This is a genomic window from Streptomyces zhaozhouensis, from assembly GCF_900230195.1.
GTDB lineage: Bacteria > Actinomycetota > Actinomycetes > Streptomycetales > Streptomycetaceae > Streptomyces > Streptomyces zhaozhouensis.
In genome coordinates this window covers 1-19,966 of record NZ_OCNE01000031.1, presented here as the reverse complement: position 1 = coordinate 19,966, position 19,966 = coordinate 1, and the positions used below count along the sequence as shown (strand labels likewise).

At 70.3% G+C, this 19,966-nt stretch carries 20 protein-coding genes and 1 pseudogene; 5 read left to right on the top strand and 16 right to left on the bottom strand.

What is annotated here, in order from left to right; translation table 11 throughout:
- Positions 1–5: 5 nt before the first annotated feature.
- From CRP51_RS27155 to CRP51_RS27115, 9 genes are all read right to left on the bottom strand, one after another.
- The gene (locus CRP51_RS27155) at positions 6–566 is read right to left on the bottom strand and encodes a DUF4913 domain-containing protein (RefSeq protein ID WP_097234011.1); all 561 of its coding nucleotides are present in this window, start codon (positions 564–566) and stop codon (positions 6–8) included.
- Entirely contained in the window at positions 563–1,261 is a 699-nt protein-coding gene (locus CRP51_RS27150; RefSeq protein ID WP_097234010.1) for a DUF4913 domain-containing protein, read from the bottom strand. The genes CRP51_RS27155 and CRP51_RS27150 overlap by 4 nt, the downstream gene beginning before the upstream one ends.
- Positions 1,258–3,003, bottom strand: coding sequence for a type IV secretory system conjugative DNA transfer family protein (locus CRP51_RS27145; protein WP_097234009.1), 1,746 nt, complete (start codon positions 3,001–3,003; stop codon positions 1,258–1,260). Before CRP51_RS27145 ends, CRP51_RS27150 begins: the two co-directional genes overlap by 4 nt.
- Positions 3,000–4,469 carry a putative type IV secretion/conjugal transfer ATPase gene (locus CRP51_RS27140; protein ID WP_097234008.1) on the bottom strand — a complete coding sequence of 490 codons (1,470 nt, stop codon included), beginning with the start codon at positions 4,467–4,469 and terminating at the stop codon, positions 3,000–3,002. The genes CRP51_RS27145 and CRP51_RS27140 overlap by 4 nt, the downstream gene beginning before the upstream one ends.
- A 24-nt stretch (positions 4,470–4,493) precedes the next feature.
- Complete coding sequence (locus tag CRP51_RS27135; protein ID WP_097234007.1) at positions 4,494–5,936, bottom strand: SCO6880 family protein; 1,443 nt, start codon at positions 5,934–5,936, stop codon at positions 4,494–4,496.
- Positions 5,926–7,245, bottom strand: a complete 1,320-nt coding sequence (locus tag CRP51_RS27130) for a hypothetical protein (RefSeq protein ID WP_097234006.1) — start codon at positions 7,243–7,245, stop codon at positions 5,926–5,928. Before CRP51_RS27130 ends, CRP51_RS27135 begins: the two co-directional genes overlap by 11 nt.
- Before the next feature lie 257 nt (positions 7,246–7,502).
- Positions 7,503–8,306 carry a hypothetical protein gene (locus tag CRP51_RS27125; RefSeq protein WP_097234005.1) on the bottom strand — a complete coding sequence of 268 codons (804 nt, stop codon included), beginning with the start codon at positions 8,304–8,306 and terminating at the stop codon, positions 7,503–7,505.
- A gap of 10 nt (positions 8,307–8,316) precedes the next feature.
- Positions 8,317–8,622, bottom strand: coding sequence for a hypothetical protein (locus CRP51_RS27120; RefSeq protein WP_245880838.1), 306 nt, complete (start codon positions 8,620–8,622; stop codon positions 8,317–8,319).
- A gap of 11 nt (positions 8,623–8,633) precedes the next feature.
- A complete protein-coding gene (locus tag CRP51_RS27115) occupies positions 8,634–9,005 on the bottom strand; it encodes a hypothetical protein (RefSeq protein ID WP_141514682.1) in 372 nt (123 codons plus the stop codon).
- Between the two features lie 364 nt (positions 9,006–9,369).
- Between CRP51_RS27115 and CRP51_RS27110 the strand changes: the two genes are divergently transcribed.
- Positions 9,370–10,395: a C40 family peptidase gene (locus CRP51_RS27110; RefSeq protein ID WP_245880837.1), complete on the top strand. Its 1,026-nt coding sequence runs from the start codon at positions 9,370–9,372 to the stop codon at positions 10,393–10,395.
- A 364-nt stretch (positions 10,396–10,759) separates the two neighbouring features.
- Here the strand turns inward: CRP51_RS27110 and CRP51_RS28595 are convergent, their stop codons facing one another.
- Positions 10,760–10,969, bottom strand: a complete 210-nt coding sequence (locus CRP51_RS28595; RefSeq protein WP_141514681.1) for a hypothetical protein — start codon at positions 10,967–10,969, stop codon at positions 10,760–10,762.
- A 32-nt stretch (positions 10,970–11,001) separates the two neighbouring features.
- Here CRP51_RS28595 and CRP51_RS27105 point away from each other — a divergent pair, with 32 nt between their 5' ends.
- On the top strand, positions 11,002–11,346 hold the full coding sequence (locus tag CRP51_RS27105) for a hypothetical protein (protein WP_141514680.1): 345 nt from the start codon (positions 11,002–11,004) through the stop codon (positions 11,344–11,346).
- A gap of 102 nt (positions 11,347–11,448) precedes the next feature.
- On the opposite strand, the gene CRP51_RS27100 is transcribed toward CRP51_RS27105, so the two are convergent.
- Positions 11,449–11,685 carry a hypothetical protein gene (locus CRP51_RS27100; RefSeq protein WP_245880836.1) on the bottom strand — a complete coding sequence of 79 codons (237 nt, stop codon included), beginning with the start codon at positions 11,683–11,685 and terminating at the stop codon, positions 11,449–11,451.
- Positions 11,686–11,792: 107 nt separating this feature from the next.
- Between CRP51_RS27100 and CRP51_RS27095 the strand changes: the two genes are divergently transcribed.
- Positions 11,793–12,260 carry a hypothetical protein gene (locus CRP51_RS27095; RefSeq protein ID WP_097234002.1) on the top strand — a complete coding sequence of 156 codons (468 nt, stop codon included), beginning with the start codon at positions 11,793–11,795 and terminating at the stop codon, positions 12,258–12,260.
- Between the two features lie 13 nt (positions 12,261–12,273).
- Here CRP51_RS27095 and CRP51_RS27090 read toward each other — a convergent pair whose 3' ends face one another.
- Positions 12,274–12,585 (bottom strand): endonuclease domain-containing protein, encoded by a 312-nt coding sequence (locus CRP51_RS27090; RefSeq protein WP_245880835.1) that lies wholly within the window; start codon positions 12,583–12,585, stop codon positions 12,274–12,276.
- Positions 12,586–12,784: 199 nt separating this feature from the next.
- The gene (locus tag CRP51_RS27085; RefSeq protein WP_097234000.1) at positions 12,785–13,792 is read right to left on the bottom strand and encodes a recombinase family protein; all 1,008 of its coding nucleotides are present in this window, start codon (positions 13,790–13,792) and stop codon (positions 12,785–12,787) included.
- Between the two features lie 528 nt (positions 13,793–14,320).
- Between CRP51_RS27085 and CRP51_RS27080 the strand changes: the two genes are divergently transcribed.
- Together CRP51_RS27080 and CRP51_RS29835 are read left to right on the top strand one after the other, a co-directional pair.
- The gene (locus CRP51_RS27080; RefSeq protein ID WP_097233999.1) at positions 14,321–16,108 is read left to right on the top strand and encodes a protein kinase domain-containing protein; all 1,788 of its coding nucleotides are present in this window, start codon (positions 14,321–14,323) and stop codon (positions 16,106–16,108) included.
- Between the two features lie 168 nt (positions 16,109–16,276).
- Positions 16,277–16,825 (top strand): DUF3072 domain-containing protein, encoded by a 549-nt coding sequence (locus CRP51_RS29835; protein ID WP_245880834.1) that lies wholly within the window; start codon positions 16,277–16,279, stop codon positions 16,823–16,825.
- Positions 16,826–16,828: 3 nt separating this feature from the next.
- Here CRP51_RS29835 and CRP51_RS27070 read toward each other — a convergent pair.
- From CRP51_RS27070 to CRP51_RS27060, 3 genes and pseudogenes are all read right to left on the bottom strand, one after another.
- A pseudogene (locus CRP51_RS27070) lies at positions 16,829–17,080 on the bottom strand (Tn3 family transposase); the annotation flags it as partial.
- A 133-nt stretch (positions 17,081–17,213) separates the two neighbouring features.
- The gene (locus CRP51_RS27065) at positions 17,214–17,699 is read right to left on the bottom strand and encodes a hypothetical protein (RefSeq protein ID WP_097234031.1); all 486 of its coding nucleotides are present in this window, start codon (positions 17,697–17,699) and stop codon (positions 17,214–17,216) included.
- 16 nt (positions 17,700–17,715) lie between these two features.
- Positions 17,716–19,680, bottom strand: coding sequence for a DUF4158 domain-containing protein (locus tag CRP51_RS27060; protein ID WP_097233997.1), 1,965 nt, complete (start codon positions 19,678–19,680; stop codon positions 17,716–17,718).
- Between the last annotated feature and the right edge of the window lie 286 nt (positions 19,681–19,966).

Genomic DNA, 19,966 nt, shown 5'->3' with positions numbered 1-19,966 from the left:
GCTGGTCAGCCAGAGGTCGAGGATTGGGAGAGGGGCTGGACGGTGGGTTGGCGGAGGGGGGAGTGGTTGGCGCTGCCCGGTTTGGTGGCGCAGGCCGCAAACGGGCCGGTGGGTGAGCGCAGCTCGTCCATCGTCGGCCGCAGGTGGTCGCGTGCCCAGACCGAGGGGCCGGTGTATCCGCCGGCCTCCGGGGTGGTCAACTCCTGCCAGGCCAGCCACAGGGCGTGGAGTCGGGCCACGGCAGGGAGGTGTTCCCACCAGCGCTCGCACCAGGGCGCGCTGCTGGAGATTTCGTTGAGAAAGGCGGGGGCCAGGACGTACTCGACCCAGATGGCGAGGGCGGCCAGCTCCTGGTCGTACTCCTCCCCGGACAGCTTGAGGATCAGCGGCGGCGCCGCCGGTTGCTCCGCTCCGCCGCCGTTGCTGACTGGCGACGCGCCTTGCCCTTGGAGGGACTCAGCCAGCCGCTGCGTCTCCTCCAACTGGGCGGTCAGTCCGTTCACGGTGGCCGTCAGATCGGCGACGTCCTCGGCCAGCTGCTCGGCTGTGGGCGGTGTATCGGTCATGTGAGGGCCTTCTTCGCTGCTCGCTGGGCGATGGCGGCTTCCTCGGCGGCCGCCTCGGGCCCGACAGTCCTGGCGTGGGGCTCGGTGTACCAGGGGCGGAGCTTGACCATGGCGACGGGGGTGCCGGTGGCCAGCAGGAGGGCGCGGCCCTTGGGGAGGGCGCGGATCTGGCCGGCTTCGAGGATGCGTTCGCGCTGTCGGGAGGTGTTGGTGGTGCACGCGGCGAACGGCCCGGACGGCGAGCGCAAGTCATCCATCGTCGGCCGCAGGTGGTCCCGCGCCCACACCGAGGGGCCGGTGTAGCCGCCGACCTCCGGCGTGGTCAGCTCCTGCCAGGCCAGCCACAGGGCGTGCAGCCGGGCCACGGCCGGCACATGCTCCCACCAGCGTTCGCACCACGGCGCGGCGGTGGACACCTCCGCCAGGTAGACGGGGACCAGGACGTACTCGACCCAGATGCTCAGCGAGGCCAGCTCCTGGTCGTACTTCTCCCCGGACAGCTTGAGGATCAGCGGCGGCGCCGCCGGCTGCTCCGCCCCGCCGCCAGCGTTGCCGGCCGGCAACGCGCCCTGTCCCTGGAGGGATTCGGCCAGCCGCTGTGTCTCCTCCAGCTGGGCAGCCAGCCCGTGCACGGTGGCCGTCAGGTCCGCCACGTCCTCGGCCAGCTGCTCGCCGGTGCGCGACTCCACGGTCATGCGAGCGCCTTCTTCCCCGCGCGCTCCGCGATGGCAGCTTCCTCGGCGGCCGCGTCCGGGCCGATCTCCGAGGCGTACGGCTCGGCGTACCACGGCCGCAGCTTCACCATGGCCACGGGCACGCCGGTGGCCAGCAGCAGGCCCCGGCCCTTCGGCAGCGCGCGGACCTGGGCAGCTTCGAGGATGCGCTCCCGCTGCCGCTGCGTGCTGGTCGAACGGCCGCTGGAGCCGTAGGACACAGAGGTCTCCCGGACTTTGTGCTCACCGATCAGCCTGGAGATGTTCTCCGCGAAGGCCGCGTCGTCCGTGCCCGCGCCGACCAGCTTCACCGTGGATGCCGACCACAGCGAGTCCATGCCCGGCTCCCCCCACACCCGCACGCCCTGGCGGTAGGACTGGAGGATGGTGACCGGGGTGATGCCCCGAGAGCCCAGGTGGGAGTACAGGTCCGGCAAGTCGTCGATCTTGCAGACGTTCGCGGCCTCATCAAGGATGGCGCGCATCGGGTTCGGCAGCCGGCCCCCGGCTGCCTCCCCGGCAGCGACTCCGGCTCGGAAGAGCATGTCGGTCACGGCGGCGATGACGCCGGCCGCGCTCCCCCCGCCGTTCTTACTCAGCAGGTAGAGCGTGTCCCGCGAGACGACGAACTTGTGCGGCTCGAACTGCGGACGGTGCTTGTCCGGGGTGACCCACGCGGCGACCTGCGGGTCGAGCAGGCACGCCACCGCCTGCCGGGCCGTCTCGTAGATGCCGTCCCGGGTCTCCGGAGCGCCAGCGACCGTGGAGGCCAACTGATCGGCGAGCGCGTCGTTGTGGCCTCTCAGGGCGTTGACCGGAGCCCGGTCGCTCGGTGTCGCCAGCCAGGCCAGCACGTCGTTCACCGTGGCGCCGGAGATCGCTGCGCTGTGGAACAACGCGGTCAGCGTGTTCCTGGCCGCCTGGGACCAGAAGTCCATCTTCGCCTGGGCGTCGGCGGCCGCCGAAGTGAAGTGACCAGCGAGCCGGCTCGCGCCCTCGATGTGGCGGGCGTCGGCCAGCAGATCCACCCACATCTCCCGCTCGACGTGGGCAACGCCCTGCGGGTCGAGCGTCATCGTGGTGCCGACCTTCCCCCGCGCCCGCTTGGTGATGGCGAAGACGTCCGCCTTGTTCGAGGTGAGCAGTGCCGCGCCCGGAGCCTCCAGCACCGCTGGCACCGCCACCGCGCTCGATTTGCCGGCGCGCGGCGCCATCACCGCGAGCACCGTGTCCTCGTCGCTGGCCCGCAGTTCCGGCCCGCCCGGGTCGAGGTCACCGATCAGTAGGCCCCGGTCGGCCGGCGCGACCTCCCGCACCCCCTTCAAGGAGGGCCGCAGGGAGCGCGCCCGCTTCGCCGCTTGCCGTGGCGTGAGCGCCTGGACGTCGCGCCGGTTGGCCAGACCCCGCGGCCGGGAGAACCGCTGGTAGATCCGCCACGCGGCGAGGCCGCCGCCGAGGAGCACGGCCAGGAGCAGGACCACGGCGCCGCCGACGGCCGCGCCCGGCGCCTCGGGCCACAGCTGGGACGGGCCGCCGGTGACGAAGTCCCGGGCGGACGCGAGGGAGAACGGCGGCGGGTCCCAGCCGCCGCCGGCCACAGCAGCGCCCAGGGTGCCGCCGAGCCATCCGCCGGCGAACAGCGCGCCACCGCCGAAGATCACGGCGAGGATGGCGATGGGGGCGCCGTTGCCGGCTGCCCCCGGGCCGGGCTGGTTGGTGGTCATGACCGCCTCCGGATGGCCGCGTCGGTGTCGAACAGCTCCAGCTCGCGGGGGGTGAGATGGAGCTGGGCGGGGGTGCCCGGTCTGGTGCCGAGCTTGATCAGGACCCGGCCCCGGCCGGGATGCCGCTGGCTGGTGCCGTCCAGGCCGGTGTTGGAGCTGGAGGACCACGAGGAGATCAGGGCGATCTCGGCGTCGGTCAGGGGGCGTTGGGCGCTGACCCTCTCCAGCTCGCCCTTGGAGAGCGCGCCGAGGATGACGGTGTCGCAGCGGTCCATCATCCCGGCGGCTTTCTGCCGGTCCTCGGGGGTGGGGAGGGATTCGGGGTCGCGCAGCGAGTGGGTGATCATCAGTGACACCTCGCCCTTGGAGCGGTTGAGGCGGGTCATGCCGTCGAACGCGTCGACCATGCCGGGGCCGGCCCGCAGCGCGCGCCACATCTCATCCAGCGGCAGGACCAGGGGCTGGTCCATCATGCCGACGGCGCGCGCGGAGTCGACGGCGGCGTAGGAGTAGGCCCAGGTCGCCAGGAGGCCGGCGGAGACGACGGTGTCACCGGCGGTCAGCAGCGAGGACAGGTCCACGCTCAGCGCCGGCATTCGTAGGTCGAGGGGGTGAGAGGTGGGTCCGTCAAACAGGCCGGCCAGCGGCCCGGAGCACAAGTTTTCGAGCGCGAGCGTCACCTCGCGGGCCAGGGCCCGGTATTCCTCTTCGGTGTCGACCAGCAGCGCGCCGCGCAGTTCGTCGGGCCCGTCGCGCAGGGCGGCGACGACGTCCGGGACGATCGGGTCCTGGCCGCCCAGGAGCCGCTGTGAGACCAGGTGGACGGCCTGTTGGACGACGCGGGTCTCCGGCGCGGTCGGCCGGCGGCCCAGCCCGACGTGGGTGGCCAGCAGCGCCTGGAGCAGCTCCGCGCGCCGCCCGGTGATCTCCGCCAGCAGCGACTCCCGCTGCGCCGCGCCGAGGTCGGGGAGCCGGGTGCGCAGCGGGCCGGAGTCGAGGGGGTTGAGCTTGTCCAGGCCGCGCCCGATGCGCACGACCTGACCGCCCAACGCCTGAACCAGGCCGGTGTACTCGCCCTTGACGTCTCCCGGCACGACGATGCGGTGGCCGTAGGCGCAGTAGACCAGTGCGAGCCGCTTGGAGACCGCGGACTTGCCGACGCCGGGTTGCGCCATGATCCACACGCCGGGGTTGGTGATGAGGGAGCCGACCCAGCCGGCCGGGTCGATGCACACCAACTCGTTCGTCAGGAGGTCCGGCCCGATCGGCACCCCCTCCGGCGGCAGGCCCGAGCCGAGCACATACGGGTTGAGGCCGGCGACCTGACTGGTGGTGCCCAGGTAGACGCTGCCGCGATCGAGGTGGCTGGCCCGCCCGCGGCCGGCCCCCGGCCAACCGCGTCGAGGCGCGATGACCCGGGCGTTCAACCGCCACCCGGGCGTCTCCTCTTTCCTCTTGTCCCCCACGGCGGCTCCCCCTTCGTCGTCAGATCAGAGCAGCGGGTTGATGCCCAGCGGCAGGCCCAGGGCGAGCGCGGCGGACTGCCCGCCGTAGGCCGGCCGCAGTCGCAGCACGGCGGCGCCCGCGGCCTTGGTGACCTCCTTGCGGGCGGCGGGTAGGTCGGCCGGGTCGGTGACGGTGGTGGTCACGTAGATCGACCACTGCACCATCCCCGCGCCCACGGCCTCCTCGCGCGCGGTGCGGGCCGCGTGTTCGGCGTCGACCCGCTCGCGGTGCGTGGCCGCCCGCTGCGTACGCCGCCGGTACTCCGCCAGCACCTCCGTCGCGTTGACCTGCCGCTCCACCACACTGGCCGCCTCCTCCGTGGGCAGCACCCGGTAGGCGAGGGTCACCCGGCGCGCGTAGCGGCCCGGGGCCAGCAGCCGCAGCAGCGCGCTGTAGGGGACCGGCCGCCTTGGTGCTTCCCGCAGCACCCACGAGGCCGAGATCGAGCCGTCGTGCTGGTAGGTCGTCCACCCGTCCGTCGCTGCCGCCGGCCCGACCTCGTGCCACATCAGCTCAGCGATCTGGCTGGCCGGCGCGTCCGCCTCGGCCGGCCGATAGCCGCCCAGCACCAGGCGCTTGATGTCATCCGGCGTGGCCTGCCGCAGCACGTCGGCCCCGGTGCCGGTCAGGTCCACCGCGTCGATCGCGCGCAGCGTCTCGGCGGCCGCCAACTCCGGCCCGTCCGGCCGGTCGGCGGCGCGGGCCGGGTCGACCACCAGCGTCATCCACGCCAACAGCTGCGCACTGGCCCGAGGGGACTGGCGCACCAGCTCGGTCACCGCCTGCCGCGCCGCCGTCGGGGCCCCCTTGTCGAGCCGGCCGGCGACATGGGCGGCCACCGGCCGGCCGCTGGCGGGGGTGACCTGCACCGTCACGCTCGCGGCCTGGATCATGTCCTCCTCCGCCAGCCGGGCCAACGTGCTGGCCCAGGAGGAGACCGAGGACGTCACGTCCGCAGAGGGAGCCAGGAGCATCCCCGCCGGGGACAGTAGGAGCGTGCCGGACATCGTTCCGGTGCGCTGGTTCCACACCAGACCCACGCTCTGCCGGCCGCCGGCCACGCCCTCGACCGCCAGCAGGCGGGTGGGCGCGGCCACGCCCGGCAGATCCAGCGCCTGGAGGGCCGGCAGATAGGTCGCGCGGTAGTCCGTCTCCCCACGCCACGCCCCCAACTGCCAGCGCGCCCGCGCCGCGAGGTAGGACAGCACCGGCATCCCATGCCGGCGCCACACCACCAGCGCCAGGAGAAGCAGCGCCACGGGCAGCGTCACCAACAGGGACGTCGGGCCCAGGACGGTGACGGCCAGCGGTGGGGTCAACAGCGCGCCGACCACCGCGGCGGACGGGCCCGGCCCCAGAGAGCCGATCCCGCCGCCGGTGGCACGCCGCCACCCCCCGTACAGCCCGTGCTGCTGATCAACGGCCACGATCCGCCCCGCCCCCGTTCCCGTCGTTCCCCGCGCCAGACGCGTCGCGCGCCGCGCTGTCGACGGCCGACTTCGCGGCCTCCGCGCCGATCATCGCGACCCGCACTCCACCGCCGGCGGCAGCCGGGGCCGGGGCCGGCCCGGCGCTCGCCGGGGCGCCGGGCTGCCCACCGGGCGGCTGCGGCGCCGCCGGCGTCGAGGCGTCCCCGGTCTGCTGGCCAGGAACGGTAGCGCCGTTCTCCTGGCCGCTGCGGGGCCCGTTCTCCTGATGTGGTTGGTTGGCCTGCTGCACGGCGGCCGCACCATCCCGACCCGACCCGTCCCGGCCCGGACCTCCGTCACGACCAGGAGGCGACGCAGGCCCGCCGGCGGCCGGAGCGCTGGCCGCCGGCCCGTCGCGGCCCATCCGCTCGGCATGATCGACGGCCGTCACCGGACCGCCGCCCACCGGGGCACCGCCGCCGCGCGAGCCAGCCATCGACACCGCCGACATCACCGCCGGCGCCAACCCGCCGGCCGACGCGACCGAACTCCCCACCTGAACCCCGAAGTTGGAGAAGACCGCCAGCAGCGTCGGCAGGGCGAGGATCGACAGGGTCAGGGTCACCAGGCCACGCACCCACCCCGCCCAGCCGTCCCCCTCCTCCGTCAGCTGCGCGAAGCCCAACGCGATGATCAGCGCCGCCATCGGCTTGTAGAGGATGATCCCGAACAGCAACGTGACCAGCTTCGGGAGCCACTGACGGGATGCGCCTTCCCCAACCTGGCCGGAGGAGGCGATCGGCAGCACCAGGGCGATAATGGGCAGCGCCGACTGCTTCAAGAACAGCGCGACCAGTTGCAACAGGCCCAGCAACAGGACGATCGCCGCGACGGCCAACAGCCCGATCGGGTTGCTGATCTGCGGCAGCAGCACGGCCGTGACCTGCTCGGGAGCCTCCTCCGCCGAGACGAACGCCGTGTCGACGATGGCCTCCGTCACGGCGTCCGAGGCGGTCAACAGGCTGTCGATCACCGCCACCCCCACCGCCACGACGACAGCGTGCAGGAAAAGACCCTTGACCAGCTGGAGGAGCGGCGCGCCCTTCCTAGTGATGATCATGCGCAACCCCTGGGCGATGGCCAGCAGCGTCGCGATCACCACTCCGATCCCCAGACAAATCACGTACAGAGGGCCCGGGTCGTCCGCGTCGCCGAGATAGCTCAGACCAGTCAACGAGATCGACTCCTCCTCCAGCCACCACGTCAACCCCTCGACGATCAGCTCCGCCGTGAACTGCCGCAGGGACTCGGCAGCAGGTCCCAGCACGCCTGAGACGGCATCTACCACGGCTTCTCCAGCGGCGCCGGCACCGCTTTCGAGGCCGCTTCCCACACAGTCAGCCGCAGAACCGGAAATGAGCCCCCACCCGGGGAGGACTGCCTGGGCGCAGGCACTGACATCCAGATCAGCGGGCCTGGCTACCTCATGAACTGGCGAGGCGTGAGTGGATGCCGCAGCAGGGACCGAGCACAGTGCGAGGCCCAAGGCGAGGACGAAGAGGGTGAATAGGCCGCCGCAGCGCCTCACCGCACATCACCCTCTTGAAGAGCGATCCACCCAGCGTCGATGAACTCCTGACTACCCAACTCCGCGGCTTCAGGGGCACCTTGTACCACCTCGGGTGACACCGTGCGTACCTTCCAGTCGTCGTTCTCCCACACGGCATCGTTGACGGTCGAGTGCACCTGAGTGCGAACGTCGACCCCTCCCCCCGGAGTGAAAACAATCCGGACGAGCGCGCTCACGCGTACCTCATCCTCGGACATCTCCTCCCACTGCACGCCGATGACCGTGGCCGACAACGAGGCATCTTCGGGAGGCCGACCAGAGGGAGGAAGACCCACCAGTTCACGAATACCAGCTGCGCTGCCGTCGACCATGCTCAGCAAGGCATCCTGCTCGTGATCACTCGTATACGCCCTGATACCACGAGCGATCTGTTCCTCGTCCCACGTCCACGAATTGCGGCTGCTGGCAGCCACCAGGGCCACGGCGCCCTCGGGAGTCTGTGGCCAGCCGGTCGGCAGCCCGTCAGTCTCCCCACTGGCAGCTGGGAGCCGCACCCACTCGTCCGGCGCGGTGTAGTCCTCCGATGGTTCGACTGTGCGGGTCGGACCAGGTTCCGGCTGATCATCCGAGCCAGTCTCCTGACCACCTTCGTCGTGAGAACTGGCTTCCGCGCCAGCCTTACCAGAGTCACTGTCTCCGCTGGAGGAGCCGGCGATCACGCCGACGACGACACCGCCAGTGAGGACGACCAGGCCGGCCGCGACCATGAGCACGATGCGCATCCGCCGGCGGGCGGTGCGCTGCAAGTCCAACGCCATCTCGTCCCCCTTAGCTGAGCATCAACGGGACGACGCCGCCGGCCAGGCTGACGACGGAGATCCCGCCGACGACCCAAAGCAGGCCCGAGGCGCCTTCAGCGGCCAGGTGCGAGCGATTCCGGCGGCCGATCATCATCATGATTCCGCAGGCAATCAGGCCGATGATGCCTAGGCCGATCGCCAGCCATTTCGCCCAGCCGATCCACTGGGGCATCAGCCCTTCCAACCCCTCGGGGGCCTCGGGCGCCGGGTCCCAGTCCTCGGCAGCGACCGTGGCGTCGGCCACCGCCGACGCCACGGATGCGAGCAATTCCACGGTTTCCCTCCCTACAGACCCAGGTCGCGGCGAAGCCTCACCGCGGCCTGTGCCACAACTCGAAACGTCAGCCCCTCTTCGGGGGAATCAACGGAACGGAGGGGAACGAGGTACGGGACCTCGGTGACCCCCAGCACCCGCGCGCCCAGGGCCCGGCGCCGGAAACGCGCGGGGCGAGGTGGCGGCAACGGGGCGTCCCGCATCAGCACCAGCCACGGCCGCGGCACGCCCCCCGTCGGCCACGAGGCCAGGTAGGTGGTCAGCCGCAGCATCTCCTGCGCGGTGTAGCGGCAGACCACCACCGGCATACAGCCCGGTGGTACTCCACCGGCCACGTTGAACTCGTAGACCGTCGTCTGGTCCCCCCTCAGCCAGCACGCCACCGTGCTGACACCCGCGCCGCCGTGCGCGCCGATGACGCAGTAACTCGCGGGTGCGGCTGCCTGCGGCTGAGGGTGGGCCGATGACGCATTGGATGGCGCGAAAGGGGCCATTCCCCCATCCCCCCAAATAGTTCAAGTGTTCGCGAGCGTGACGCTACCATGCCTCTGTGTCACAAGTGGTGCGCCTTGGTGTCGTCGAATCCACTGGCCGCTTGCGACGGTTCACTGCACGTGCATTGAACCGAGCGCGACCGGTGTCAGGTTGAGGAGACAACCCGCCAACAGAGCCGGCCGTCAAGCGACTTGACGGCCAGGTAACGGCGCTTCACCTGAAATGGGGGTAAGCATGGGGAGAGCAAACCGCATGGCCGCCGTCGGTGCCGCCGGCATCATGCTGGCGTCCGTCGGCGTGGTCGTCGGTGTGGGCGCCGTCGCGGCTTCCGCTTCGGGGCCGCCCTCCTCGCTCGGTGGCGTTCCACAGCTTCCACCCGAGGCCGCACCGTTCGAGCCGTGGCTTGCACAGGCGGCCGAGCAGTGCGACGGTCTGCCCGCTGCTGTCCTGGCTGCCCAGCTCTGGGCGGAGTCCGGCTTCAGCCTGGAGAACCCGTTGGTCTCCCCCGCTGGAGCCGAGGGGCCGGCGCAGTTCATGCCCGGGACGTGGGCGACCTGGGGGCGAGACGACGACGGCAACGGCCGCGTCTCCCCCTACGACCCAGGCGATGCCGTGATGGCCCAAGGGCGGCTGATGTGCTCCCTCCTCGCCCAGGCACACGACTCCGGGCTGGCGGGCGACCCACTCGCCCTGGCACTGGCCGGCTACAACGCCGGATGGGGCGCCGTCCAAGACCACGGGGGCGTTCCGCCGTACCAGGAGACCCAGGAGTACATCGAGAAGATCCTGGCCAAGGCATCCGAGTGGACGGTCCCGCCCGTCTCGGGCAACGGTGCCGGCACCGGCGCCGTACAGCGAGCCGCCGCCTACCTCGGCACCCCCTACTCCTGGGGCGGCGGCACCCCCTCCGGCCCCGGCTACGGATTCTGCGACGGGGTCAACGGCTACACCAACGGCCGCTGCATGGCCTCCATCACCAAGGGCTTCGACTGCTCCAGCCTGGTCCAGATGGCCTGGTGGCCAGCCACCCAACTCCCCCGGGTCGCCGCCGACCAGTACGCCGCCACCGCCAGCACTCCAGTGTCCCGCGACCAACTCCAACCCGGCGACCTGGTCTTCTGGACCAACGGCGGAACCACCGGCATCTACCACGTCGCGCTCTACTACGGCGACGGCCACGTCCTCCACGCGCCCCGCACCGGCCGCGATGTCTCCGTGCAACCGCTCGACGATGCCATGCCAACTGCGGACTTCTACGGGGCCACCCGCCCAGTCTGATCGGCGCAATCCCCACCACCTCCGCAGCACCAAGAGGGCCCCCTCCAACGGAGGACAGTCGCGCGTACTGGCCGCGCTGATCGCTGACTATCGAAACTGAGCCCGGTGGCTGCTGGGGGCCTTGCCCCCAGACCCCGCGCCCCCCGGCACTGTCCGGCGCGGTCTGGTATCGCGAGGGCTGGGCGCCGCGCGCGCCGGCCAGCACCGGGGCCAGGACACCGGGCCGTGGCGCGAGCCGACCGACGAGGAGGATGTGACCGCGGCCTACGTCGCGCCCGTCGAACGTGCGGCCTGATCAACGGCGGTGGGCCCTCGGGGCCGGCACTACGCCGGCCCCGAGGGCCCACTGGGTTGGTGTGTGTGGTCAGTCCTTGGTTTCGCCGCGCAGTGCGGCCGCGTAGGACCGTCCGCTCTGGGCGAGGCAGCGGTAGCGCTCAGCATCCTCGCGGTGCTCGTCGGCGAGGGCGGGTTCCCGGCGCCGGTTGAGGGCGCGGGCGATGGTGGCGTGGGCGGTGCTCTTGGCCGCCGGCGGGGTCACCGGCCCCGAGGCCGGGAGTCTTGGCTGATCCCCCATCACACGTTCGTGGGAACTGATGGGATCGGTCCATGAGCAGCTTGCCGCCCGGTGTGACCGGGGCTATCCGTATCGCCCTGGAGGCCAACCTCCGCTACTACCACGAGATCTCTCCTCGGGATCTGCCGCTGTGCGACCTCTACGTCGACGTCGTTCAGGCGCTCAAGAGCGTCTACGAGGCGAGCCCCGAGATCGCCGTCAGCCTCGTAGCCCATGCTCTGCGCAACGTCTCCACTCCAGACGTGATGATTGAGCGTGCGGTACCCCTGCAAGACGCGGCTGAGTGCCTGCGCCACTCGATGACCCGCGATGTCGGCGGGGAGTGGACATACGAGCAGGCCCAGGGATTCGTCACCGCCGCACTGATCGCCGACTGATTCGACAGCAAAGTAGTGGGGCCCGCACCGACCGGTGCGGGCCCCATCGTGTACGGCCTCGGGGAACATCGGTACAGCGGTTGGCGCTGAGAACGATCATGGTCAGGGTGTGAGCGTGCTGACCCGGTTCTCGTACTCGCGGCGGGCCTTGCGCTGGGCGGGGACGGCCGGGGTGCCTTGGGCGCCGTCGAAGGGCTGGCAGTGGGCGAGAAGCTGGCGGTGGATGGCCGGGGTGGTGCTGACGCGCAGGGTGTAGCCCTGGCCGCGCCGCACGGTCACGCCGGAGTCGAGGGCGGCCCGCTCGGCGGCGCGGAGGAAGTCGGCGATCTTGCCGGGCATGTCGAGGGTGACCGGCAGTGCCGGCAGGTGTCTCCCGTTCTCGTGAACATCGGCTTCACCGGTCAGCGGGTGCCTCCCGGAGTCGTCGACATCTGCCGTCGGAAGTCGTGAACAAAGCCACCACGCTGCTCTTCAGCTTCTACCGTGCAGCCATGACCTCATCGCCGTTCCTGTTCACGACCAAGGGAACCTGGACTTCGCTGGAGTCCGACCCGGTGTTCGACCGCCCTGGTGTCGACCCCCACGACGACTGCGACAAGGTGGTCAAGGAGGCGGGCTACTCCCCATGGACCAGCTACCCGAGGCGCGACCTGGCTCCGATGTGGTTGGAGATCTGGGTGGACGATCGTCTGGAGCCTCAGCTGCCCAAGTACCGGATCGAAGTGTCGGGGCCCGACACCTATGACGTCGTCTACGCCGAGAGCACACCGGCGCTTATGGAACTGTTGAGTCGGTGGGCTCCCGCGATCCAGTCCGCGGCGGTCACCGACCTGATCGCCTCTCTGAACGAGCACAAGCCGTTGCAGTCTTCGTTCGTCGCCCTTCTGCGCCGTGCCCTGGGAGAGCAGCGCTGACCCAGCGAGGTGCTCAGAACAGGAACCCGCTGCCCAGAGAGGGGTTAGGTCGCTCCGAGTCGGCCCGGTGGCGGAACTTCTCGGGCCCGAGCCTGATCCACCCGAGCCCAGCGGCGGGCGGGGCCTGTCGGTAGGCGCGCAGACAGCGGAAGTGCCGGTAGGCACATCGCTGTTCTGCGTCGGCGCACTCGGGTTCCCGCCGGTTGCAGGAGATACACAGTAGGCCGCGCACGGCGCCGGTGCGGTGGTCGTGGTCGATGCTCTGGGCGGGGGCGGGGCAGCAGGCACACCGGCCGTCCTGGAGGTCGAACAGGCACCACCACACGAACCACTTGGGGATCTTCTCTCCGCGCCACTGGTAGGCCCTCGGGGAGTATCCGAACGGGAATTAGCGGTAGTCGGAGGGGCCAGGGCTCATCGGCGCACGGCAAATTCGGAGGGGGCGGGGGCCCAAAGGCCCTCGGCGAAGGGCCCGCACTTGAGGGTGCGGGCCCTTCGCCGTGCCTGGGCGCTGACCACCGCGGCTACCGCAGCCCGGTGTTCGGGTGGGGCTGGGTCTGGAGGCGTTCTCGGAGGTCGATCTCCTCTGCGGTGAGCGGGTCCTCGGGGCGGCGGATGCGTACGGGCTTGGGCCGCCGTGGCAGGCCGTCGTCCGCCGCGGCCTGGTCGGCTTCGGCGAGCGCTCGGTAGAGCGAGGCGACCGAGGGGTGCTTGCCGGTGTTCTTCCCGGTCTTGATGGTGAGCTTCTTGGCGATCTCGGGGACGGGGACGCCCTTGTCTTTCAGCGCGATGGCGAAGGTGAGCATGTCGTCGTCGATGACCTTCGGCCGTCCGCCGTGGTTGCCCTTGGCCGCGGCGGTGACCTGGCCTTCGAGGGTCTTCTCGCGGATGTAGTTGCGCTCGATCTGCCCGGCGACGGCGAGCACGGCGAAGAACATCGCGCCCATGCCGTTGGGGTCGTAGATGCCGGTGAGCGGGCCGGTGAGGAGTTCGAGCTGGATGCCGCCGGCCTGGAGCTCGGCGGACAGCGTCATCAGCTCGGCCGCGTTCCTGGCCAGGCGCTTGAGCTCGTGGACGGTGAAGATGACCGGCGTCTGGGGCGCGGCCTCCTTGAACTGCTGAGCCAGTGCGAGGGCCTTCTCCAGTTCGGGCCGGACCTTGACGCGGGTGCTGATCTGCTCGGAGAAGACTTTGTGGCACTCCGCTCGGCGGAGGGCTTCGAGCTGGCTGGCCAGCTCCTGGCGGGCGGTGGACGTGCGGGCGTACCCGATCCGGATTGGCTGCTCGGTGCGGGGCGCGGGCACGGCGGCGAGCGCAGGGCCCTGCCGCCAGGGTCGGCCGGGGAGCCGGTCGGTGGGGACGGGGATCTCCAGTTCCTCGCGGAGTGCGGGGACGAGGACGAAGCGGGGGGTGTGGTACTTCGCGGCGGTCTTCCCGCCCCGGGTGCGGCAGGCGCTGCCGGCGGGCGCGTCACAGTTCGGGCAGTCGTGACGTTCTACCGCCGATGCGGCCTGATCGGGCGTGAGATCCATGGCGGCAGTCTCTCAGAACCCCGTCGCACAATGCTCGGGTTTTGAGGGGACTTCTGCGAACGGTGACCTGGGGAAACGTGGCGGGGCCGGGGCTGTCGCAGAACTCTCACAGATGGTCATTTGTGAGAGTCACTCGGCGTCGGGGTCGGTGTCGCTCGGGTGGGTGCCGGTGAGTTCCCGCTCCAGCAGTGGGCCGACGTGGCGGTTAGGTAGAGGGCCCCGAGGTCGCGCTCGTAGGACAGGTGGGTCATGCCTGGTCTATGGGTTTATCTAGTGTTATCGAGCATTCATGCAGGTCATACTGGTTTCAACCTTTGAGGCAAGTTAGGCAAGTAATGCCGCCGAAGCCAGGGTGTGCGGGCGCAGGCGGAGCCGGGGGAGGTGAGTCGTTCGGCTTGGCAGTCTGACAAACATCAGCCGAATCATCGCCACCTCGGCCTTGGTTATCCAGGTGGTGGTGAGCTGTCTCGTCTAAGCTGATGCGTTCTTAGCGCGCCAAGATTGCTCTGCCGAGGGAGGCTGTGCGCTGTGCAGGCCCTGCGTGAGGATGACCCAGTACGTGTGGCGGGCTATCGGCTACTCGGTCGGCTAGGTGAGGGCGGAATGGGCGTGGTGTACCTCGCTCGGTCTCCACGAGGTCGGATGGTGGCGGTCAAGTCGATCCGCCTGGAGCTGGCAACGTCGCCGGACTTCCGCCTCCGGTTCGCCGAGGAGGTCGCCATCGCCCAGCGGGTAGGCGGGGAGTGGACTGCGGCGGTGCTGGACGCCGACCCGCACGCCGAACGGCCCTGGGTCGCCACCGCATACGTGCCAGGCCCGACCCTCGCCGAAGTGGTTGCCCGCCATGGGCCGCTGCCGGAGCGCTCGGTGCGCGGGCTGGCATCCGGTCTCTGTGACGCACTCGCCGACATTCACGACGCCGGGCTCATCCACCGCGACCTGAAGCCCTCCAACATCATGATCACCATCAATGGCCCCAAGGTGATCGACTTCGGCATCGTGCGCGCCCTGGACGGCCCGACCCACGGCGGACTGACCTCCACCGGCGTGATCGTCGGCTCCCCAGGGTTCATGGCGCCCGAGCAGGTGCGAGGAGAACGTCTCACCACCGCCTGCGACATCTTCTCCTTGGGCTCGGTCCTCGCCTTCGCCGCCAGCGGACGCCTGCCCTTCGGGATATCCGAGGCGCCTCCGCACGCCCTCATGTACCGGGTGGTGCACGAGGAACCGGACCTCAGCGGCATCCCGGAGCCGCTGCTCCCCCTGATACGGGACTGCCTCATCAAGGACCCTGCCGCCCGGCCGCCTCTCACAGCGCTGCGGGCACGGGATGAGACACAGTTCCAGCACTTGGGGCCGTGGCTGCCCGCCCCAGTCCTGGCCCGACTCGGACAGGACGCGGCTCAACTGCTTGAACAAGAGGACCCACGCACGGGGTTGACCGGTAGTGGTGTCCGGTCCCCCGCGTCGCCGCCGCAGGACGAAACCCTGACCGCCCCCGGCCACCGCCCCGCTGCCTCCGTGACCGCCCCCGTCACGGCCACGGATCTACCGGACCACCAGGGGCAGCCCCAGCGCGGAACCCCGGTGTCACCCAGCACCCTGGCCGAGGAACGCAACGGGAGCAACGGCCCGCGCAACTCCACCATCGCCGTGTACGTCGCCCTGGTGCTGTACACGCTGGCCGTACTCGGCCCCGTCGTCACGCAGTTCATTTTGATGATGGGCACGTACAGTGGCGGCTTCGAGTACCGATTGATCTACGAAAATCAGGATCATTACTGGGGCTTCTTCCAACTCGGCACCGCGGTCGTTTTGGCCGTGGCCTGGCTGAATTGGTTCGTCCGGATGCGCACCACCACCGAGAAGCTCGCCCCCGGACGACTGCGCTACCCCCCTGCGATGGCCGCCGTTTCGTGGTTCATCCCTTTCGGCAACCTTTATCTGCCCAAACAGATCGCCAACGACGTCTGGCGTGCCTCCAGCCCACCCTCAGCAACTGGCGTGATGGCGCCGGCCTACTGGCTCCATGCGTGGTGGGGCTTGTGGCTCGTCACCCTGCTGACGTCTCCCCTCTACGCGTACTGGGATGCCTTCAACTGGGCGACCCGAGACCACATCAATTACACGCGCTCGCCCGGGTTCAGGGTGGGCGACGGAGAAGAGGTGTACGCGCTGGAGCCGAACGATTGGTGGGCGATGCTCCTACGTCTCCTGGCCTTCGCTACCGTCGTGGCGACTGCCATGTACGTCTCAAGACTCACCGCCTTGCAGCGGACGCTTAGGCCGGAGGCCGTCGGTCGCCCACCCCGGTGATTCGGCTGCGTGAGGGCGTAAGAGCCTCCGTTACCTAGGGCTCCGAGGCCATTTGAGCGGGTCAGCAGGCATCCAGTGACGCGGGTACGTCGTGCCCGGGGCACCGATGGCACACTGCGGCTTGTGTCTGGATTCGAGAGAGATGCGAAGTATTACGGTGATCGGCTGGTGTACGCCCCGCTGGAGAGCAAGTGGTCCCGCTACCACGCCCGCCACTGCGGGTGCGGTCGGGACTGGCTCACCGCGCACGCCATCCCGGCCGGGTTCACCGTCCTCCCCCGGGGCAACACCGGCTACTACGCGCTCGTCGGGCCCGGCCTGACCGAGCGCGTGGACGAGTCGGCGCTGACGACGAACGCACTGTGGGAGGCGGTGACCGGCAAACCGGGCACCCAGACCTGGTACGAGCGCGTGCACGTCACCTGCCGCAGCCTGGAAGCCGAGGCGGCCCGCAAGGCGGAGAACGAGCGGATCTACGGTCCGCGCCGTGAGCGGGCGGCGAAGGCGAAGACTGAACCGGCCACCGCTGCGCAGCTGAAGTACCTCGCCACCCTCGCGGAGAAGGCCGGCCGGGAACGATTCGACGCCGAGTTCACCAAGGTGGTCAAGGGCACGGGCATCGAGCCGCGCGCTCCCCGGGAGCGGACCGCGACCGCCACCAAGCGGCTGACGAAGGCGGCGGCCCGCAACCTCATCAGCGCCCTGGCCGGCTCCTGACGCTCAGTCCCGCCCGCCGTCGTCATCGTCGGTGTGCGGGTCGCGCAGCCGCCGCAGCCCCGGCGCGGCCGGCCGCGTGAAGGCGTAGCGGCCGAGGAAGTTGATGTGGTCGTACTGGAGCGGAGAGAGCCGGGCGAGCAGGTCGTCGGTGACGGGGAAGCCGTCGGCGGCGAGCTGCTTGACGGCGGCGTCCATGTAGAGGCTGTTGAACAGCACCACGGCGTTCAGCGCCAGGCCGAGGGCGCCGAGCTGGTCTTATCCGAACTAGCCCAGCTCGGCGGCAGGTCCGCTTGAGAGCCGTCGTCCACCACGGAAAGTAGTCGTGAAGAAGTTGGGTGGACGGGTTCCGTCGGGCGTGTCGTGGACGTCGTCCGCGCGCTTTGCGGTCCTACTGGGAGAACGCGTAGGTCCGGACGGGGTCGAGGTGCAGTTCGAAGGGCCCGAAACAGTCGGCCGCGAGGGTCGCGACCGGAGCGCCGCAGGGGCAGGCTCGGTTGAGTCCCTCGTCGCCTGTCGGTCCGCAGCACCCACTGCTGTTCTCCCAGTTGGGCAGTGGCTGAAGACCGGCGGCGTCATCAGGGTGCACCAGCACTGTGTGTCGGCTGCCGGCCGAGATGACGAAGCCTTCTTCGCGGCAGACCACAGGTCCGCGCGACTGAGCCGGCTTCGGGTCCTCCTGATCGTCCTGCACCACGTAGGGAGGTCCCCAGGGCTCGGGATCGATCGCGTAGTGGCCCTGCGGAACGGTGGAAGGCGCCCGGCGCGTCTCCTTGTCCCGGTCGCGCTCGTCGTCTGAGACGCCAGGGACGGCGGCAAGCTCGGCCAGCTCCGGCGTGATCGCGGTGCCGCACTTGGAACAGAGGAAGACGGTCATCCCCTCGTTGTAGTGCTCAGGGCTGCTGCTTCGCATCTTCGTTTCGCTGCTCGGAGTCGATGCGCGCGACGACGCCACGGAGATCGGGCATGCCCAGGTGGACGGTGGTGTCCCGGGCCGCGAGGTCGCGCATGGCGGCGAGCTTCTGCTCGGCGGCGGCGAGGCTGGCCTCGATCGCGGCGACCTCACCGAGCCATCCCTGTTCCTTTGCCTCCTGGAGCCGGTCGAGCAGGTTCGCGTGGATCTCCTCCAGGCGGGGCATCTGCTCGGGATCGGGCCGCAGGACAGGGCAGCGGATGCAGGCGTGTTCATGGACGCAGGGGGTGCCGAAGTCACGGGCGCAGACGCCGAGGGCGACCTTCCGCAGCTCGAAGTGGGCGAGGAAGTCCTGCCACTCCTGGGCGGTGGGCTCGCGGTACTCCTCCCCGGGTCGCAGCGCCCGGCGGCGGGCGATGAAAGACCGGTGGTGGTTGATGACGTCCTCGGGATAAATCGCGGCATAGCCGAGGGTCGTGTCGACCGTCCGGTGGCCGCAGATGCGGGCGGCGATGTGCGGGGGCAGGCCGGAGCGAAGGGCGTCGGTCACGAAGATTCTTCGGAAGTCGTGGGGCGTGTATCGCAGCTGCTCGTTGCCAGGCCCGGTCAGCCCGCTCGCGGCGAGGGCTTCGTTGAGGCAGGTGTAGATGTAGTTGCGCGGGATGGCCCGGTCCTCCGGGCCGCAGCGGCGCTGGAAGTCGATGACCTCGACCAGCAGGCGGATGAAGCCGCGCACCGTGCCGTAGCGGGCGACCAACTCGGCCCGCCACTCCGCCTCGTCGTCGCCGCCCTCCTCCGGCACCACCGCGGCGATCGTGGCCAGCGCGGCAGCGAGCTGCTCGCGCGGCACCACCCGCTCGATCGCCGACCACGCGTCCACCACCGAGACCATCTCGCCGCTCTCCGTCGCCGGCGGCGTGGTCATCAGCACATCGACCGCCGCGGCGACCTTCTTCGCCGCCCGGCGAAGCTGAGGCAGCGCCTTGAGCTTGGCGTCGTTGCCCAGCCGCTCGGCCTTCGCCAGCAGCCTGGTGGCCATCAGCGCGTGCAGCAGGTCCAGCGCGTCGTCCACCGTCGCGGTCTCCAGGTGCCGCACCGTGGCCAGCAGGGTCGCGGTCTGCCGCGTGACCTCCAGCCGCTTGAGCGTCGGCGCCTTCGACGTCAGCCCGTACCGCGCCAGCCCAGTCATCCGCGCGGCCGGGACCGGCTCGACGTCGACCGCGCCAGCGCCCAGCTCGCGCACCTCGCGAGTGCGCTCCAGCGCCGCCTCCATCGCCTTGCCCGACACCCGCATCGGGCCCAACCGCAACCGCTCCAGCTCCGAGACCCGCTTCTTCTCCGGCACCTCCAGCAGCCTGACCATCTCGGTCCGCAGCCCGGACGGCACCGCCTCATACAGCGCGGCGTGCAGCCGGTCGTTCTCCTCCTGCCGCACCGTGGCCACCATCCGGGCCAGCGTCGTGACCCCGGGCAGCAGCACCCGGTTGTTCACCAGCCACACCACCGCCCGGTCGAACAACGCCCGCGGCCCCTCCAACGACGACCACACCCGCGCCGCCAGGAACGCCCGCAGCTCCTCCTCGCCCGCGGCGAAGTCCCGGTAGCCGTAGACGTCGCGGATCTCCCACGTGTGCTCGTAGACGGTCTGCGGGCGCGTCCCGTACTCGGCGAAGCGCTCCTCCTCGACGTCGAGTTGCTCGGCGACGAACCGCACCACCGAAGCCGGCACCGCCGCGGGTTCCTCGGTCACGAAGGTGCCCAGCATCCGCACCGTGCCCCACTGCACCGCCCACCCGAGTTTCGTCGCAGGACGGCGCTTCACCCGCGCCAGCTCCAGCGCCTTGGCGTCCAGGCGGAAGAACTGCTCCAGCTCGCCGGGCGACGGTTCCGTGGCGAACCGGCAGTAGCGGGCCTCTTGCTCAGCAGACAGGTACTCGACAGGCATGGCGAGGACCGTACGGCCCGCTGACCAGCCAAAACAGGCCCGTCACTGAACCGGAATCAAGATCGTCCCGCTACCGCTAAAACCCGTTCCGATACTCCCCGAGGGCCTGGTAGGGCTTTGGAGGAGATACGCGCGGTAGCGCCCGAGGCATGCCTCGGGCGCTACCGCGCGTATCTCCTCCAAAGCCCTCATGGGGGTGTTGTTGGGTAGGTCCCCTCCGCTTGCGGATACACAGAGTGACGGCATTGAGGGAGGCTATGTAGGGTGAACTCGGTCTCGCAGTTTC

Coding starts and splice junctions, on each gene's coding strand:
- CRP51_RS27065 (WP_097234031.1), bottom strand. CDS start 17,699: ATGACCGTCTTCCTCTGTTCCAAGTGCGGCACCGCGATCACGCCGGAG.
- CRP51_RS27105 (WP_141514680.1), top strand. CDS start 11,002: ATGAGCAGCTTGCCGCCCGGTGTGACCGGGGCTATCCGTATCGCCCTG.
- CRP51_RS27100 (WP_245880836.1), bottom strand. CDS start 11,685: ATGCCCGGCAAGATCGCCGACTTCCTCCGCGCCGCCGAGCGGGCCGCC.
- CRP51_RS27150 (WP_097234010.1), bottom strand. CDS start 1,261: ATGACCGTGGAGTCGCGCACCGGCGAGCAGCTGGCCGAGGACGTGGCG.
- CRP51_RS28595 (WP_141514681.1), bottom strand. CDS start 10,969: ATGGGGGATCAGCCAAGACTCCCGGCCTCGGGGCCGGTGACCCCGCCG.
- CRP51_RS27110 (WP_245880837.1), top strand. CDS start 9,370: ATGGCCGCCGTCGGTGCCGCCGGCATCATGCTGGCGTCCGTCGGCGTG.
- CRP51_RS27085 (WP_097234000.1), bottom strand. CDS start 13,792: ATGGATCTCACGCCCGATCAGGCCGCATCGGCGGTAGAACGTCACGAC.
- CRP51_RS27125 (WP_097234005.1), bottom strand. CDS start 8,306: ATGGCGTTGGACTTGCAGCGCACCGCCCGCCGGCGGATGCGCATCGTG.
- CRP51_RS27060 (WP_097233997.1), bottom strand. CDS start 19,680: ATGCCTGTCGAGTACCTGTCTGCTGAGCAAGAGGCCCGCTACTGCCGG.
- CRP51_RS27145 (WP_097234009.1), bottom strand. CDS start 3,003: ATGACCACCAACCAGCCCGGCCCGGGGGCAGCCGGCAACGGCGCCCCC.
- CRP51_RS27155 (WP_097234011.1), bottom strand. CDS start 566: ATGACCGATACACCGCCCACAGCCGAGCAGCTGGCCGAGGACGTCGCC.